This is a genomic window from Arthrobacter sp. CMU6 (assembly GCF_059090205.1).
This window is the reverse complement of the sequence record NZ_JBNHFL010000027.1, coordinates 26,327-40,770: the sequence shown is the minus strand read 5'-3', so window position 1 is coordinate 40,770 and position 14,444 is coordinate 26,327. Positions and strand designations below refer to the sequence as shown.

General features: G+C 67.6%; 14 protein-coding genes and 1 pseudogene. 8 read left to right on the top strand and 7 right to left on the bottom strand.

Going from position 1 to position 14,444, the window contains the following annotated elements; translation table 11 throughout:
- Positions 1–3 precede the first annotated feature (3 nt).
- On the top strand, positions 4–1,122 hold the full coding sequence (locus AC5RWD_RS17730) for an aminotransferase class V-fold PLP-dependent enzyme (RefSeq protein WP_494021267.1): 1,119 nt from the start codon (positions 4–6) through the stop codon (positions 1,120–1,122).
- Between the two features lie 40 nt (positions 1,123–1,162).
- Here AC5RWD_RS17730 and AC5RWD_RS17725 read toward each other — a convergent pair whose 3' ends face one another.
- Positions 1,163–1,399 (bottom strand): SRPBCC family protein, encoded by a 237-nt coding sequence (locus tag AC5RWD_RS17725; protein WP_494021266.1) that lies wholly within the window; start codon positions 1,397–1,399, stop codon positions 1,163–1,165.
- Between the two features lie 39 nt (positions 1,400–1,438).
- Between AC5RWD_RS17725 and AC5RWD_RS17720 the strand changes: the two are divergent.
- Positions 1,439–2,170: pseudogene (locus AC5RWD_RS17720) on the top strand (glycerate kinase); the annotation flags it as partial.
- Between the two features lie 79 nt (positions 2,171–2,249).
- On the opposite strand, the gene AC5RWD_RS17715 reads toward AC5RWD_RS17720, so the two are convergent.
- Together AC5RWD_RS17715 and AC5RWD_RS17710 are read right to left on the bottom strand one after the other, a co-directional pair.
- The gene (locus AC5RWD_RS17715; protein WP_494021295.1) at positions 2,250–2,447 is read right to left on the bottom strand and encodes a hypothetical protein; all 198 of its coding nucleotides are present in this window, start codon (positions 2,445–2,447) and stop codon (positions 2,250–2,252) included.
- Positions 2,448–2,586: 139 nt separating this feature from the next.
- On the bottom strand, positions 2,587–3,051 hold the full coding sequence (locus tag AC5RWD_RS17710) for a GatB/YqeY domain-containing protein (RefSeq protein ID WP_494021265.1): 465 nt from the start codon (positions 3,049–3,051) through the stop codon (positions 2,587–2,589).
- A gap of 187 nt (positions 3,052–3,238) precedes the next feature.
- Here AC5RWD_RS17710 and AC5RWD_RS17705 point away from each other — a divergent pair, with 187 nt between their 5' ends.
- The 4 genes from AC5RWD_RS17705 (at position 3,239) to AC5RWD_RS17690 (ending at position 6,545) form a co-directional block, all read left to right on the top strand.
- Complete coding sequence (locus AC5RWD_RS17705; protein WP_494021264.1) at positions 3,239–3,397, top strand: hypothetical protein; 159 nt, start codon at positions 3,239–3,241, stop codon at positions 3,395–3,397.
- A 61-nt stretch (positions 3,398–3,458) separates the two neighbouring features.
- A complete protein-coding gene (locus AC5RWD_RS17700) occupies positions 3,459–4,223 on the top strand; it encodes a M50 family metallopeptidase (protein ID WP_494021263.1) in 765 nt (254 codons plus the stop codon).
- A 9-nt stretch (positions 4,224–4,232) separates the two neighbouring features.
- Entirely contained in the window at positions 4,233–5,414 is a 1,182-nt protein-coding gene (locus AC5RWD_RS17695) for a glutathione S-transferase family protein (protein ID WP_494021262.1), read from the top strand.
- 75 nt (positions 5,415–5,489) lie between these two features.
- Positions 5,490–6,545: an FUSC family protein gene (locus tag AC5RWD_RS17690; RefSeq protein ID WP_494021293.1), complete on the top strand. Its 1,056-nt coding sequence runs from the start codon at positions 5,490–5,492 to the stop codon at positions 6,543–6,545.
- A 40-nt stretch (positions 6,546–6,585) separates the two neighbouring features.
- Here AC5RWD_RS17690 and AC5RWD_RS17685 read toward each other — a convergent pair whose 3' ends face one another.
- Genes AC5RWD_RS17685 through AC5RWD_RS17675 form a run of 3 tightly spaced genes read right to left on the bottom strand, consistent with a single transcriptional unit; the run spans position 6,586 to position 10,173 of the window.
- Entirely contained in the window at positions 6,586–7,497 is a 912-nt protein-coding gene (locus tag AC5RWD_RS17685) for a MaoC family dehydratase (protein ID WP_494021261.1), read from the bottom strand.
- Positions 7,494–8,828: a 3-oxoacyl-ACP reductase gene (locus tag AC5RWD_RS17680; RefSeq protein ID WP_494021260.1), complete on the bottom strand. Its 1,335-nt coding sequence runs from the start codon at positions 8,826–8,828 to the stop codon at positions 7,494–7,496. The genes AC5RWD_RS17685 and AC5RWD_RS17680 overlap by 4 nt, the downstream gene beginning before the upstream one ends.
- Positions 8,821–10,173 (bottom strand): acetyl-CoA C-acetyltransferase, encoded by a 1,353-nt coding sequence (locus tag AC5RWD_RS17675; protein WP_494021259.1) that lies wholly within the window; start codon positions 10,171–10,173, stop codon positions 8,821–8,823. Before AC5RWD_RS17675 ends, AC5RWD_RS17680 begins: the two co-directional genes overlap by 8 nt.
- A gap of 61 nt (positions 10,174–10,234) precedes the next feature.
- Between AC5RWD_RS17675 and AC5RWD_RS17670 the strand changes: the two genes are divergently transcribed.
- Positions 10,235–10,921: a TetR family transcriptional regulator gene (locus tag AC5RWD_RS17670; protein ID WP_494021258.1), complete on the top strand. Its 687-nt coding sequence runs from the start codon at positions 10,235–10,237 to the stop codon at positions 10,919–10,921.
- Positions 10,922–10,956: 35 nt separating this feature from the next.
- Positions 10,957–13,050 carry an acyl-CoA dehydrogenase family protein gene (locus tag AC5RWD_RS17665; RefSeq protein WP_494021257.1) on the top strand — a complete coding sequence of 698 codons (2,094 nt, stop codon included), beginning with the start codon at positions 10,957–10,959 and terminating at the stop codon, positions 13,048–13,050.
- Between the two features lie 138 nt (positions 13,051–13,188).
- Here AC5RWD_RS17665 and glgA read toward each other — a convergent pair whose 3' ends face one another.
- Positions 13,189–14,385, bottom strand: a complete 1,197-nt coding sequence (gene glgA, locus AC5RWD_RS17660) for a glycogen synthase (RefSeq protein ID WP_494021256.1) — start codon at positions 14,383–14,385, stop codon at positions 13,189–13,191.
- Positions 14,386–14,444 lie beyond the last annotated feature (59 nt).

Genomic DNA, 14,444 nt, shown 5'->3' with positions numbered 1-14,444 from the left:
GCCGTGAGCGTCAGCGACATCCGCGGGCTTTTCCCCGGGCTCGAAGGCACCATCTACCTCAACACGGCCACCATGTGCGTCGGCTGCGCCCCTGCCAGGGAAGCCTACGAACTGGCTGCTGAGCGCTGGTCTTCCGGGCGGTTCGACTGGATGGAGGCGGAGCAGGCGGGTGAGGACGCCCGTGGCATGTTCGCGGAGATCATCGGAGCCACAGCGGCAGACATCGCCATCGTCCCCGCCGTCAGCACGGCGGCGGGGATCGTGGCCGCCAATCTGCCGCCCGCGGGAACCGGGGAGAACATCGTTGTGGCCGAGAATGAGTTTGCGTCGAATTACTACCCCTGGCTCTTGCTCCGGGAGCGTGGCTACGACGTGCGAACCGTTGCTCCCGAACGGGATGTGGTGCCGGCGGAGGCCCTCAGCCGGGCAGCTGATGGTGGAACCCGGCTCATCGCCGTCAGCGCCGTGCATCCTGTCACCGGATTTCGGGCCGATCTGGCATCGATCAGCCGAGTTGCAACCGACTCAGGCGCGTGGTTATTCGTTGATGCGTGCCAGGCGGCCGGTGCGGTGCCGATTGACGTGGTGCGGGACGGCGTGGATTTCCTGGCCGCTGCCAGCCACAAATTTCTGCTGGGGTCCCGGGGCATGGGCTACCTCTACGTCCGCCCCGGGCTGATCGGCCGCCTGCACCCCATCGTGCCGGGCTGGAAGGCCGCCAGACTGCCGTTCGAAAGCTTCCTTGGTCCGGACATGGACCTGTCGCCGACGGCGTCGAAGCTGGACGCCTCGTTGGCGTGGTTCCCCGCGCTGGCGGACCAGGCGGCACTTGCTGTCCTTCGCCGCTTCGGCATTGGCGAGGTCCTCGATCAGAATGCCCGCCTTTCGCTTCACCTGCGGAACGCGCTGGAAGCGGAGGGCGTCGGCTTCCAGTCCTTCCCCGAACGCCACTGCTCCACCATCATCTCCGTTCCCGTGAGCGACCCGGATGCCGTCATGGCCCGGCTGCGCCGTGCGAACGTGGTTGTTTCCGTCCGGGCCGGCAGGATCCGGCTGGCGACCCATTTCTACAATGTCGAGGACGAGCTGGTCCGGGCCGCAAAGCTCATTGCAGGCCGGTGAGCGAAGCCTATAACCCGGACAGGCCACGGTTCCGGCCGGGCTATGGAGTCCGTTCTCCCGCGGTCAGGTGCAGGTTGCGCGTCTCAATGAGCTTTCGGAGGTAGTGCGCCAGGAAGAGTTTCTCCGCCAGGCGGCCCAGGAGTCCGAATGGCGCCGCGAAGTCGATCCGGTCCACCAGGACGGTGCCGCCCGGGACTTCACTGAATTCGTGGACGTGGCGAAAGCGGAGGAACGGCCCGCGGACCTGTTCATCAACGAAGTAGTGCGGTGCCCGCATCTCTGTAATTCGGCTTGTCATCCGTATCGGCAGCCCAAAATGCCAGGCACGCCATGTGACCTCCTGCCCCTGGGAGATGAGCCCGGACGTGACGCCTCCAACGGCTTGCTCCCGGGAGCCGGCCATCGAGTCCTTGTGGGCGTCGATACTCCGGGAAAGGTCGAACAACTCCGCTATGCCAATGGTTGTCCGTGTGGTGCTTTCGAAGGTGACGGCCATGCTCAGAGTATGCCAGCAGGTCGGCCCCGCACGCGGGCAGTCCCACTCCGGCGGCCGCTGATAATGGTGCTGGCACTGGGTGGCAGCGCCAGCACCGACGGCGGCATGGGCATGCTGTCTGCGCTGGGCTACCGCTGCCTTGACGCCGCGGGACAGGAGCTCACCGGCGCCGGCGGAGCCCTCGGCCGGATCCGGTCCATGGAGCGGACCGGCCGGCCCGGCCTCGGCGGAACCGAACTGGACGGAATCGAACTGGTGATGGCCAGCGACGTGCACAATCCGCTGCTTGGCCCCCAGGGCGCCGCCGCCGTCTTTGGACCGCAGAAAGGTGCGGGGCCAAAAGAACGCGGCCCTCGAGGACGGGCTGATTCATTTTGTCGCCACACTGTCGGAGGCAGGCGTCCCCAATGCCCGGGCGCTGGCCGAACATGCCGGCGCCGGAAGCGCGGGAGGACTCGTTTCGCCTGCCTGCTTCTGGAGGCAACGCAGGTGTCAGGCACTGACTATTTCCTGGACCTGCTCGGCTTCGACGCCCGCAAGGACAGCTGCGACGTGGTCATCACCGGCGAGAGCAGCATCGGTGGAAGGCGAAAGAAGGGCCCCGCACCGGCGGGGCCCTTCTTTGCTGTGCCTACGCGTTCTCGCGGATGCGGTCAGGCTCATGGTCAGCGGTTTCCTCCAGCCGGGCGAGGTAGGCCCACATCCTGCTTTCCTCTGCCTGCACCTGGGGTTCAGGGGTCTCGGCCGGCCTTGCTTCCGGGCGTCCCTCGGCCTCCTTGGCCGCTTCCTTCCTGTAATTCCGCCATCCCTCACACGATGAATAGCACATCACCGACCTCCTAACAGTTGGTGTACCTTTATCGTCCTCCCATTGCCGGACGGTGTCGATCGGCAGGAAGCGGTCGATTGGCAGGAAGCGCAGGTCCGCAAGGGTGCAGATCGCCCGCGGCCGCGCCGGCCAGCCGCGCTCAGCTCAGCCGCTGACGGACGATGTCGCTCACGGCCTTTCCATCGAAGCGGCCTGCCACCCGGGCCGTCACCGGCTTCATCACGGCACCCATGTGCCGCACCGACAACTCGGTCCCGTCCGCCCGCAAACCCGCAATGACCTCGTCAACGATGCCCTCCACCTCGGCAGCAGAGAGTGCCTTGGGAAGGTAGGCCTCAATGACCTCGGCTTCGGCGACTTCCGCCGCGGCCCGGTCCGGTTCCCCGGCCTCCGTATAGATGCGGGCCGTTTCGCGCCGTTTCGCGGCCTCCTTCTGCAGCAGTGCCGTCACCTGTGCATCGTCCAGGTCAACCGGCGTTTTGCCGGACTTCTCCCGGGTCTCGATCTCGCCCAGGACGCTGCGCACGGTGCCCAGGGCCACCTTGTTGTGCTCTTTCAGATGTGCAACGACGTCCCCGTGCAGACGTTCCTTCAGCGTGGCCATGGTTTCCTTCTCTCGGGATAAGTGTGTACCTCAATCGTGGACCCGGCCGGGCCGCGCTGCCAGAACCCGCACTGCATGCGGCCCTCACTTATGGGAGGGTCAGCGCCCGGAATCAACAACTCCCGGGATCAGACGTTGCCGCGTGTCCTTCGCCGCCGCACACGCCATTCGCACATATGTTCTACGTATGAATGAGGAACATTCCGGTGAACTTGCCGGGCAGATGTCAATCAATGAGCTCCTTGTCGCTATGGGCGAAGCCCCCGTGGAAAGCATGCTGCATCTGGTGGTTCCGGACGACGCTTCATCGCTGACGGAGGATCCGCCCACGCTGCCCGGGCTGTGAGCAGGACTCGAAAGGCAGCCAGCCGGACCTGAAAGGCAATGCCCCTGTAGCCTTGACTCCTATGGTTTATGTGCAAGTCCCCGGCCCGTCCCTGCCCGAACAATGGTGGGACCGGGTGGCTTCCGGGTTTACCCAAGCCTCCATTCCCGTGGTCACCGTTACCGAACTCCTCACCGTTGTGCTCATTGCGGCGGTGCTGTCCGTTCCCCGTGCCACGTGGCGCTATTTCGGCCTGCTCGCCACGGTCACCCATGAGCTCGGGCACGCCTTTGCTGCCCTGACCAGCGGCCAGCGGCTGGGCGGCATCCGGCTGCAGTTAAATCACGGCGGCACCACCACGTCCTACACCCGGGGCCGAGCCGCCGCCGTCTGGTCGGGTTTTTGGGGCTATCCCGTTCCCGGCGTGACCGGCGCCGCACTGGTGTGGGCCGGCTTCAGCGGCTGGGGCCCGGCCGCCCTGTCTGCCGGGCTGCTGGTCCTGCTGGCGTCGCTGATCTTCATCCGCAACGCCGCGGGCGTGCTCATCCTCCTGGGGGCAGTGGTGGCGGTGGCTGCCATGATCATCAACGTGCCCGCCGCGTTCACCGGCCACGTCGCCATCATCCTGGGCCTGGCCCTGCTTGTTGCAGCCGTCCGGGACCTGCTCAAGCTCACTAACGTCCACCTCCGCCGCCGCGACCAGCTGCGCTCCTCCGACGCCTACATCCTCTACCGGGCAACCGCCGTGCCGTCCGGCGTCTGGATCGCCCTGTTCTCCCTGCTGGTGGCGGCCTGCTGGGTGGCTGCCTGGCTGCCCATGTCGCGGGTCTTCGGGGCGGCAACATAGTGTGGTGCCATGAGTGAGAAGACCAGCACAGTCGAAGCACACAGCAGGGGCCGCCACGCCGGGGAGGCGGGGAGCACGGAATTCCATGTCGCGGAGCCCCGGAGCACAGAACAGCGCAGCACACAACAAGACGGCACCGGAGAGCGCAGCACGGAGCCCCACAGCACCAAGGGCGCGTACGTCACCGGCGGTGAGTTCACGCGGGACACCAACTACATTGAGGACCGCATTACCCGGGACGGCACCCCCGGGCCGAACGGTGAGCCCGGCTGGCCGGTGGAACCGGGGCGCTACCGGCTGATTGCCGCGCGGGCATGCCCGTGGGCCAACCGCACCGTCATCGTCCGCAGGCTCCTGGGGCTCGAGGACGTGATCAGCCTCGGCCAGCCCGGCCCCACCCACGATGCCCGGTCCTGGACCTTCGACCTGGACGCGGACGGCAAGGACCCGGTGCTGGGCGTCGAGCGGCTGCAGGAGGCGTACTTCCGCCGTTTCCCGGGCTACCCCCGGGGCATCACGGTTCCTGCCGTGGTGGATATCGCCAGCGGCGCGGTGGTGACGAACAACTACCCCCAGATCACGCTGGACTTCTCCACGGAATGGACCGACTTCCACCGCCCGGGTGCGCCGCAGCTGTACCCGGAACACCTGCGCGGGGAAATCGACAGCGTCAACAAACGCGTTTTCACCGAGGTCAACAACGGTGTCTACAGGTGCGGCTTCGCCGGGTCCCAGGAGGCCTACGATGCTGCCTACACCCGGCTGTGGAACGCGATGGACTGGCTCGAGGAACGGCTCGCCGGCCAGAGGTACCTCGTGGGCGATTCCATCACCGAGGCGGACGTCCGGCTCTTCACCACCCTCGTGCGCTTCGACGCCGTCTACCACGGCCACTTCAAGTGCAACCGGAACAAGCTCGGCGAAATGCCGGCGCTGTGGGGGTACGCCCGGGACCTGTTCCAGACCCCCGGCTTCGGGGACACCATCGACTTCGTGCAGATCAAGCAGCACTACTACATAGTCCATGAGGACATTAACCCCACCCGAATCGTCCCCGCGGGCCCGGAGCTCTCCGGGTGGCTGACCGCCCACGGCAGGGAGGCCCTCGGCGGCAGCCCCTTCGGCGAGGGCACTCCGCCGGGACCGGTCAAGGCGGGCGAGGAAGTGGCCGCCGGCCACGGAGCCGGCTAACACCGCCAAGTGAGCAGCTCGAAACAGCACCAGACGGCGGCCCGTGATCCGCTGCCGCACAGGATCTGGCGGTCAGTGTCCAGCAGGGTCGCCCGGGCCCTCGCCGCGCCGCGCCTTCAGCTTGCCGCCAAGGCGGGACTGGCGGCCGGCATCGCGTTTTGGGTGGCCCCTCTTATGCCCGGGGGTGCTGCGCAGTATGCGTACTACGCCCCGCTCGGCGCGCTGGTGGCAATGTACGAGAACGTGTCGGGCTCCATGCGCCAAGGCTTCCAAACCCTGGTGGGTCTGGGAGCAGGCATCGGCCTGGCTTTCCTCCTGATCAGTTTCGGCGCCACGCCCCTCACCGTGGCACTGGTCATGGCACTGGGCGTCCTGCTCGCGGGGCTCCCGCGCCTGGGCGCCGGCCGGGACTGGATTCCGACGGCGGCCCTGCTGGTGCTGCTGGTGGGCGGGCCGAACCCGGACGATTTCTCCTTCGGCTACCTGCTCCAGATGGGCGTGGGCGTGGTGGTCGGCATTGCCGTCAACCTGCTGGTGTTTCCGCCGCTGCATTTCAACGCGGCCGCCCTCAGCCTCGCTGAGATGCGGTTGTCACTGGCCCGCCAGCTCTCCGACATGGGCGAGGCGATGCACGAAAAATGGCCGCCCGAACACGAGGACTGGTCGCGCCGGTCCGAGGACCTGGCCCAGGCGGCCCGCTCGGTCCGGGCCGCCGTCCAGAAGGCCGACGCGAGCAGGGCGGCAAACCCGCGGCGCCGTTTCCATCCGCGTGACGTCGACAGGGACTACCGCAGCGTGCGCGACCTTGAGCAGATCACCTTCCACATCCAGGACATGACCGAGGTCCTCGCCGACGTCATCTGGAGCGAGGACATGCCCTTCACCATCCCCCTGCCCTACAGTGAACCGCTCGCAGAGGCTCTATCTGCCGTGGGTGAGGTGCTCCGCTCGGCGGAGGAGGACGACGCCGAACGGCAGGCAGAGCTGTTCCAGGCGGCCCATGCCGCGGTCGCTTCCCTCGAGGACCGCACCGCGGCCGATGGTGACGGTGCCGGCGCGCCGAGCGCCGCAGGATCAATCCTGCTCAGCCTGCACCGCATCCTCCGGGTCGCCGACCCGAACAGGAAGTAGCCCGGAACCGCATCTGTGCGGCGCTGCAGCGAACTTCGGGCTACAGCGCCGCCACCGATCCGCTGAAGTGCTTCCGGCCGGACCGCGGACTCCAGGCCACATAGTCGGACCGCAGCCAGCCGCCGTCCCCGGCCTCCGCCGTCGAAATGTCCAGCGCCACCCGTGCGGGCAGGAAAACCGGCGCCTCGAACCCCACATCCCAGCGGAAGGCGTCGCCTTTGGCCGAGCCCACGTCCGCCAGCGCCCTCGATGCCAGGTACATGCCGTGGGCGATGGACCGGCGCAGGCCCAGTGCCCTGGCGGAGAGGACACTCAGGTGGATCGGGTTGAAGTCCCCCGACACGGCAGCGTAGGCGCGGCCGGTGTCCACGCCCAGCTGCCAGAGCCCGGTGGGGTCCGGAGCCGTAAAACCCTGCGGCGCGGCTGCAGCCGAGGCTTTGTCGATGCCGGGCAGGAAAACGCCCTTGGCGAGATACGTGGACACGCCGCACCAGGACACAGCGCTGTCACCGGCGGCGCTCACCTCCACGGCAATGTCCACCTGTGTTCCGGCGCGGTGCGCCCGGAGCGTCTCCGCCCTGGCCACAATATCCAGGGGCTCTGTGAACCTGACCGGTCTGCGGTACTCAACCACGTTCCGCAGATGGATCATTCCCAGCAGCGGCAGCGGAAAGTCGTCGCGGTTCATAACGCTCATGGCCACAGGGAACGCCAGCGCATGGATGAACCCCGCCGGCAGCACGTCGCTGGCGGTCTCACCCAGCAGGTGCTGGTACGCCGTGAGGTTTTCGACGTCCGGCCGGACGTCCCGGACTTCGTGGCTCACGGCCGGCAGCACGGCCGCGGCATGCGAGCCCAGAATCCTGCGGCGGGCTGCCGTCGCCGCCGCGTTCACGTACAGCTTTGAAAGGGACGGCATCTCGCCCAGGATGAGGGGCTGGCAGCCGGTCATGCCCCCACCAGGTTTTGTCCGCACACCCTCAGCACCTCTCCGGAAATGCCCCCGGCGGAATCGCCCGCGAGGAAGGAAATGGCCTCGGCAACGTCGCCCGGCTGACCGCCCTGCTGCAGTGAATTCAGCCGCCGGGCAATCTCCCGGGTGGCGAAGGGGATCCGGGCCGTCATCTCGGTCTCGATGAATCCGGGCGCCACGGCATTGATGGAACCGCCGTACTGCGCCAGGAGCGGTGCGGTGGCCCGGACCATGCCCATGACTCCGCCTTTGGACGCCGCATAGTTGGTCTGTCCCCGGTTGCCGGCGATTCCGCTCGTGGAGGCCACCGAAACGATGCGCGGCGCGGAACGGAAGTGCTCGGAGGCAAGGAGGGCCTCATTGATGCGGAGCTGGGCGGCGATGTTCACCTCGATAACCGAACCCCAGCGCGACTGGTCCATGTTGACCAGCAGCTTGTCCCGGGTGATGCCGGCATTGTGGACCACAATGTCGAGCCGGCCGTGGCGCTGCACCGCATGGTCGATGATCCTGTGCCCGGCATCGTCGCGGGTGATGTCCAGCTGCAGAGCTGTCCCGAGGATCCCGTTGGCAACCTCCGCCAGATGGTCCCCAGCCGAGGGAACGTCCACCGCCACGACGGTGGCCCCGTCTCGGTGGAGCGTCCGCGCGATGGCCGCACCGATGCCGCGGGCCGCGCCGGTCACAACGGCGACCTTCCCCGTGAGCGGTGCGCCGGCGTCGTCGGGCAGGCTGCCTTCGGCGGAACTGACGCGGACGAACTGGCCGTCCACGAACGCGGACCGGCCGGAGAGGAAGAACTGCAGCGCACCCAGGGCCGAAGGTGCGGTGGGCCTGACGTCCTCGTCCAGCAGGATGCCGTTCCCGGTGGCACCGGCACGCAGTTCCTTGGCCAGGGACCTCAGCAGCCCGTCCACTCCCTGCCGGGCGGCGGCCGTGGCCGGGGTTCCGCCGGGCACGTGCGAGACAGTCACCACCCGTCCGCCTGGGGCCAGGTCGCGAAGTGACGGGGCTGCGGCAAGGACCGGCTGCTCCAGGTCGCCGGGGGCTTCGAGGGCGTCGAGGACGAGCACGATTCCGCCGAGCCGCTCCTTGGGGACAGCGTGGCGGCGGACATCGAGTCCCCACGAAAGCAGTGCCGCCGCGATCCCGTCGGCACCGGGTCCGGAGCCGCCCACCAGGACCGGTCCGTTGATCAGTGGCTGGCCGGGCCGGTAGCGCCGCAGTTCTGCCGGCTGCGGCAGGCCGAGCTTCCGTGCCAGGTCCCGGCCGCGGCCGCGGTTAACCAGCCGTGCGTAGGTGTCAGTCATGGATGTCCCCCGCAGTGGTTCCTGCCGGGTACGCTTCGAGCAGCGCGACGACGCCCTGGCCGCCGGCGGCGCAGACGGACACGAGTCCCAGGGCGGGGCGCCCGCCGGCATTGCCCTTCCCGTGCAGCATTTTGGCAAGCGTTGCCACGATGCGTCCGCCCGTGGCAGCGAACGGGTGCCCGGCTGCCAGCGATGATCCGTTGACGTTCAGTCTGGACCGGTCGACCTTGCCGAAGGCACCGTCCAGCCCGAGGCGCTCGCGGCCGAACTTTTCGTCCTCCCAAGCGGCCAGCGTACTCAGGACCGTCCCGGCGAAGGCTTCGTGGATCTCGAAGAAGTCGATGTCATCCAGGGTGAGTCCGTTGCGTGCCAGCAGGCGCGGGACGGCGAACACCGGCGCCATCAGCAGCCCGTCCTTGCCGTGGACGAAGTCGACGGCGGCTGCCTCGCCGTCCACTACGGTGGCGAGCTTGGGCAGGTCGTGCGCGTCCGCCCAGCCCTCCGAGGCGAGCAGCACCGTGGAGGCGCCATCGGTCAGCGGCGTGGAGTTGCCGGCCGTCATGGTCGCTTCCGAACCGAGGTTCCGGCCGAACACCGGCTTCAGCGACGCCAGCTTTTCGGGGCTCGTGTCCGGCCTGAGGTTGGAGTCCCGGGTCAGCCCCCGGTATGGCGTGAGGAGGTCATCGAAGAACCCGGCGTCATAGGCGGCGGCGAGGTTCCGGTGGCTGTTGAGGGCGAGCTCGTCCTGGGCCTCGCGGGAGATCTTCCACTGCGCCGTGGTCAGGGCCTGGTGCTCGCCCATTGACAGGCCGGTCCTGGGCTCTCCGGTGTTCGGCGCGTCCGGGGCCAGGTCCTTGGGGCGCAGGCGGGCGAGGATCTGAAGCCGCTGCGGAAGTGTCTTGGCACGGCTAAGGTCCAGCAGCACCTCACGGAGTCCTTCGCTGACGGCGATGGGGGCGTCCGAGGCGGAGTCCACGCCGCCCGCTATGGCTGAATCCAGTTGGCCGAGCCTGATCTTATTGGCCAAACCCAGCACTGTTTCCAGTCCGGTGGCACAGGCCTGCTGCAGGTCGTAGGCGGGTGTTTCCGGCGACAGCGCCGAACCCAGGACTGCTTCGCGCGTCAGGTTGAAGTCGCGGGAGTGCTTGAGGACGGCACCCGCGGCCACCTCACCGATGCGCTCCTCCTGCAGGCCGAAGCGGGCCACGAGGCCGTCCAGGGCTGCGGTGAGCATGTCCTGGTTGGACGACTTGGTGTAGGCACCGCCTGTCCGGGCGAACGGGATCCTGTTGCCGCCGACTACCACGGCTTTCCGCACTGTTTGAGGCTGACGATCCACGGGCATGTGCTATCTCCTTTGATGCTGCTGGTTATCGATACCCAGCGTACCTGATACGCTGGGTATCGTGAACTTGATTCCCCCGACCGCGTCGCCGGACCCCGCCTCAGAAGCCGTTGACGGCCGCGCCTCACGCTGGCAGGGGCACCGGGAAGAGCGCAGGCGCGAACTCATCAAGGCCGCCCGGCGGGCGGTGCACACGCTCGGCAGTGACGCATCGATGGAGGACATTGCCGCCGCAGCCGGCACATCCAAGTCGGTGTTCTACCGGTACTTCGGCGACAAGGCCGGTCTGCAGCAGGCAGTGGGGGAAGTGGTGCTGGGACAGATGCAGCAGCGCATCAAGGAGGCGGCACAGAGTGCGCAGACGCCCCGGCAGGGCCTGTTCGCCATGGTCTCGGCCTACCTCCAGATGGCTGAAACCAGCCCCAACGTCTACACGTTTGTGACCCGGTACTCTGCTGCGGAGCCCGACGGCGGCCCCACCTCGATCACGACGGCCGGCGCCCTGGGCCATTTCTTTGATGCCATCGCGGACATGATCGCCACGCCCATGCGGGCCCACCTTGGCGAGGGCAAGGAGTCCATCATCGGCTACTGGCCCAATGCCGCCATCGGCCTGGTCCGCAACGCCGGCGAGCAGTGGCTGGCAAGCCCCGACTCCCCGGCCAAGCCGGACCAGGAAACCATGGCACGCCAGATCACCGACTGGCTGTGCGTCGGCATCGCGCCGGAACTCACGGACATTCAATAGCACCGGAACCTGTCAATACCAACGAAGGGATCGACATGACTGAAGTAGCTGACCGCCAGGCAACAAACACCCCTACAGCAGCCGCGCCGACGGCGGGCCGGTTGCCCGCCGTCGACGTCGCCGCTCTGGGTGAGCTGCTCCTGGGCAAGTGGGCAGACGTCCGCCGGCAGGCGCGTGAACTGGCCGCACGCGAGGAGCTCCACAAAACGGAAGGCCTCACACACACAGAGCACCGGGCGCGCACCTTCGGACAGCTGAAGCACCTTGTGGACAGCGGCGCCGTCCACCGTGCCTTCCCCGCCAGCTTTGGCGGGTCCGACGACCACGGCGGCAACATCGCAGGCTTTGCGGAACTGGTCACCGCAGACCCCTCCCTGCAGATCAAGGCCGGCGTGCAGTGGGGCCTGTTCGGCTCGGCCGTGATGCACCTGGGCACGGCCGAACACCACGAGAAGTGGCTGCCGGGCATCATGAACCTGGACATCCCGGGCTGCTTCGCCATGACCGAAACGGGACACGGTTCGGACGTCGCCAGCATCGCCACCACGGCAACCTACGATCCGGACGCGCAGGAGTTCGTGATCCACACCCCGTTCCGCGCCGCCTGGAAGGACTACATCGGCAACGCGGCCATTGACGGCCTCGGCGCCGTGGTGTTCGCCCAGCTGGTGACGCGCGGGGTGAACCACGGCGTCCACGCCTTCTACGTAGACCTGCGCGACCCCGCCACCAAGGCATTCCTGCCGGGGATCGGCGGCGAGGATGACGGCGTGAAGGGCGGGCTCAATGGCATCGACAACGGCCGGCTGCACTTCGACCACGTCCGCGTCCCCCGCACCAACCTCCTCAACCGCTACGGCGACGTGGACGCCGAGGGCAACTACACCTCCCCCATCGCGAGCCCCGGGCGGCGGTTCTTCACCATGCTCGGCACGCTGGTTCAGGGCCGCGTGAGCCTGGACGGCGCCGCCGTCGCCGCCTCCAAGCTCGCCCTGAAGACGGCCATAACCTACGCAACCGAAAGGCGGCAGTTCAACGCATCGTCACCCGTCGAGGAAGAGGTGCTGCTGGACTACCAGCGGCACCAGCGGCGGCTCTTCACCCGGCTGGCCACCACATACGCCGCCGGCTTCGCGCATGACCAGCTGCTCGAAAAGCTGGATGACGTCTTCTCCGGCGCCCACGATTCCGACGAGGACCGCCAGGACCTGGAAACCCTGGCCGCGGCGCTGAAGCCATTGAGCACCTGGCACGCCCTGGACACGTTGCAGGAATGCCGCGAAGCCTGCGGCGGAGCCGGGTTCCTGATTGAGAACCGCTTCGCCTCGCTCCGTGCGGACCTGGACGTCTATGTCACGTTCGAGGGCGACAACACCGTCCTGCTGCAGCTCGTGGCCAAGCGGCTGCTGGCCGACTACGCCAAGGAATTCCGCAGTGCCAACTTCGGCGTGCTGGCACGGTACGTGGTCAACCAGGCTGCCGGCACCGCCGTCCACCGCACGGGCCTTCGCCAGGTGGCGCAGTTCATGGCCGACAACGGCTCCGTCCAAAAGGCGGCCATTGCCCTTCGCGACGAGGAAAGCCAGCGCGCGTTGCTCACCGACCGGGTCCAGACGATGGTTGCCGAAGCAGCCGCAGCCCTCAGGGGCGCCAACCGGCTGCCGCAGCGCGAAGCGTCCGCCCTGTTCAACCAACACCAGGACGAGCTCATCGATGCCGCCCGGGCGCACGCCGAACTCCTGCAGTGGGAGGCCTTCACCGAGGCGCTGGGCAGGGTCACCGATCCGGGAACCAGGACCGTGCTGACGTGGCTCCGCGACCTGTTCGGGCTGTCCCTCATCGAGAACAACCTCTCGTGGTACCTGATGAACGGCAGGCTCTCCATGCAGCGGGCACGGACCGTGGGCGGGTACATCAACCGGCTCCTGGTCAAACTGCGCCCGCACGCGCTGGACCTCGTGGACGCTTTCGGCTACGGCCCGGCCCACCTGCGCGCCGCCATCGCCACCGGCGCTGAAAAGGTCCGCCAGGACGAAGCACGCGAGTACTACCGGCTGCAGCGTGCCTCCGGGACAGCCCCCGTCTCGGAGAAGTACAGCAGTTCCCGCCCGTCCCCGACCGTTCCCTAAGCCCGCAAGCCCGGCCAGGGGGCACTGCGGTCGTAGCCCCGGTTCAGCCAGATATTTGAACAGCACAACGCCCGACGGCGGAGACCCACAAAGGAGGTCCCCGCCGTCGGGCGCTATATCTGTTTGTATCAGCTGACGCTAGCTGAGGACGGAACGGTAGACGTCCAGCGTGGTCTGGGTGATCGACTCCCAGGAGAAGTGCTCCTCGGCGCGCTTGCGGCCTGCCTGGCCCATGGCGCGGGCGCGGTCCGGGTCGGACACAACCTCGGTCAGGGCCGCGGCGAACTCGCTGACGAACTTCTCCGGATCCAGCGGGGTGCCAGTACCGTCGGTCACCTGCTCGAGGTCCACCAGCAAGCCGGTCTCGCCGTGGTTGACCACCTCGGGGATGCCGCCGGTTGCGCTGGCCACCACGGCAGCGCCGCAGGCCATCGCTTCGAGGTTCACGATGCCGAGCGGTTCGTAGATGGAGGGGCAGGCGAAAGCTGTGGCGTGGCTCAGGACCTGGATCAGCTCGTTGCGCGGAAGCATGCGCTCGATCAGCACCACGCCGCTGCGCTGGCTCTGCAGCTCCTCGATCAGCCGGGCGGTCTCCGCTGCAAGTTCCGGCGTGTCCGCCGCGCCAAGGCAGAGGACCAGCTGCACGTCGGCAGGGAGCTTGGCGGCCGCACGCAGCAGGTACGGGACACCCTTCTGCCGGGTGTTGCGGCCAACGAACACCACGCTGGGGCGGGCAGGGTCGATGCCCAGGGTGCGGATGACGTCATCGTTTTCGTCGCGGTTCCACAGGCTCACGTCGATGCCGTTGTGCACCACCTTGACCTTGGCCGGGTCCACCTCCGGGTAGCTGCGCAGGATGTCCTGGCGCATGCCCTCGGACACGGCGATGATGGCGGCCGCCGCCTCATACGCGGTTTTCTCCACCCACGAGGAGAGGGCGTAGCCGCCGCCCAGCTGCTCGGCCTTCCAGGGCCGCAGCGGTTCCAGGCTGTGGGCGCTGAGCACGTGCGGAATGCCGTGCAGCAGCGATGCCAGGTGGCCGGCCATGTTCGCGTACCACGTGTGCGAATGCACCAGATCCGCGCCGGCAACGTCGGGGACGATGCGCAGGTCCACGCCCAGGGTCTGCACGGCGGCGTTTGCCGCGCCGAGATCCTCAGGCACCGAGTAGGAGGTCACGGCGGCGCCATGGTAGTCGGCGTCCCGGGGCGCGCCAAACGCACGCACCTGAAGGTCGACATGTTGGGCCAGGACCCGGCTCAGCTCGGCTACGTGGACGCCCGCGCCGCCATAGATTTCCGGCGGGAATTCTTTAGTCACAATGTCTATTCGCACGTTACCCAAGGTAGTCGTTACGGTGGAACTGTTCTAGTGTGAAGAAAGTCCGGACAAAC

What these genes read in the sequence shown, in the direction of transcription:
- AC5RWD_RS17700 (WP_494021263.1), top strand. Translation starts at nt 3,459, where the DNA reads ATGGTTTATGTGCAAGTCCCCGGCCCGTCCCTGCCCGAACAATGGTGG.
- AC5RWD_RS17725 (WP_494021266.1), bottom strand. Translation starts at nt 1,399, where the DNA reads ATGCGGGCACCGCACTACTTCGTTGATGAACAGGTCCGCGGGCCGTTC.
- AC5RWD_RS17705 (WP_494021264.1), top strand. Translation starts at nt 3,239, where the DNA reads ATGAATGAGGAACATTCCGGTGAACTTGCCGGGCAGATGTCAATCAAT.
- AC5RWD_RS17665 (WP_494021257.1), top strand. Translation starts at nt 10,957, where the DNA reads ATGACTGAAGTAGCTGACCGCCAGGCAACAAACACCCCTACAGCAGCC.
- AC5RWD_RS17675 (WP_494021259.1), bottom strand. Translation starts at nt 10,173, where the DNA reads ATGCCCGTGGATCGTCAGCCTCAAACAGTGCGGAAAGCCGTGGTAGTC.
- AC5RWD_RS17710 (WP_494021265.1), bottom strand. Translation starts at nt 3,051, where the DNA reads ATGGCCACGCTGAAGGAACGTCTGCACGGGGACGTCGTTGCACATCTG.
- AC5RWD_RS17685 (WP_494021261.1), bottom strand. Translation starts at nt 7,497, where the DNA reads ATGACCGGCTGCCAGCCCCTCATCCTGGGCGAGATGCCGTCCCTTTCA.
- AC5RWD_RS17695 (WP_494021262.1), top strand. Translation starts at nt 4,233, where the DNA reads ATGAGTGAGAAGACCAGCACAGTCGAAGCACACAGCAGGGGCCGCCAC.
- AC5RWD_RS17680 (WP_494021260.1), bottom strand. Translation starts at nt 8,828, where the DNA reads ATGACTGACACCTACGCACGGCTGGTTAACCGCGGCCGCGGCCGGGAC.
- AC5RWD_RS17715 (WP_494021295.1), bottom strand. Translation starts at nt 2,447, where the DNA reads ATGTGCTATTCATCGTGTGAGGGATGGCGGAATTACAGGAAGGAAGCG.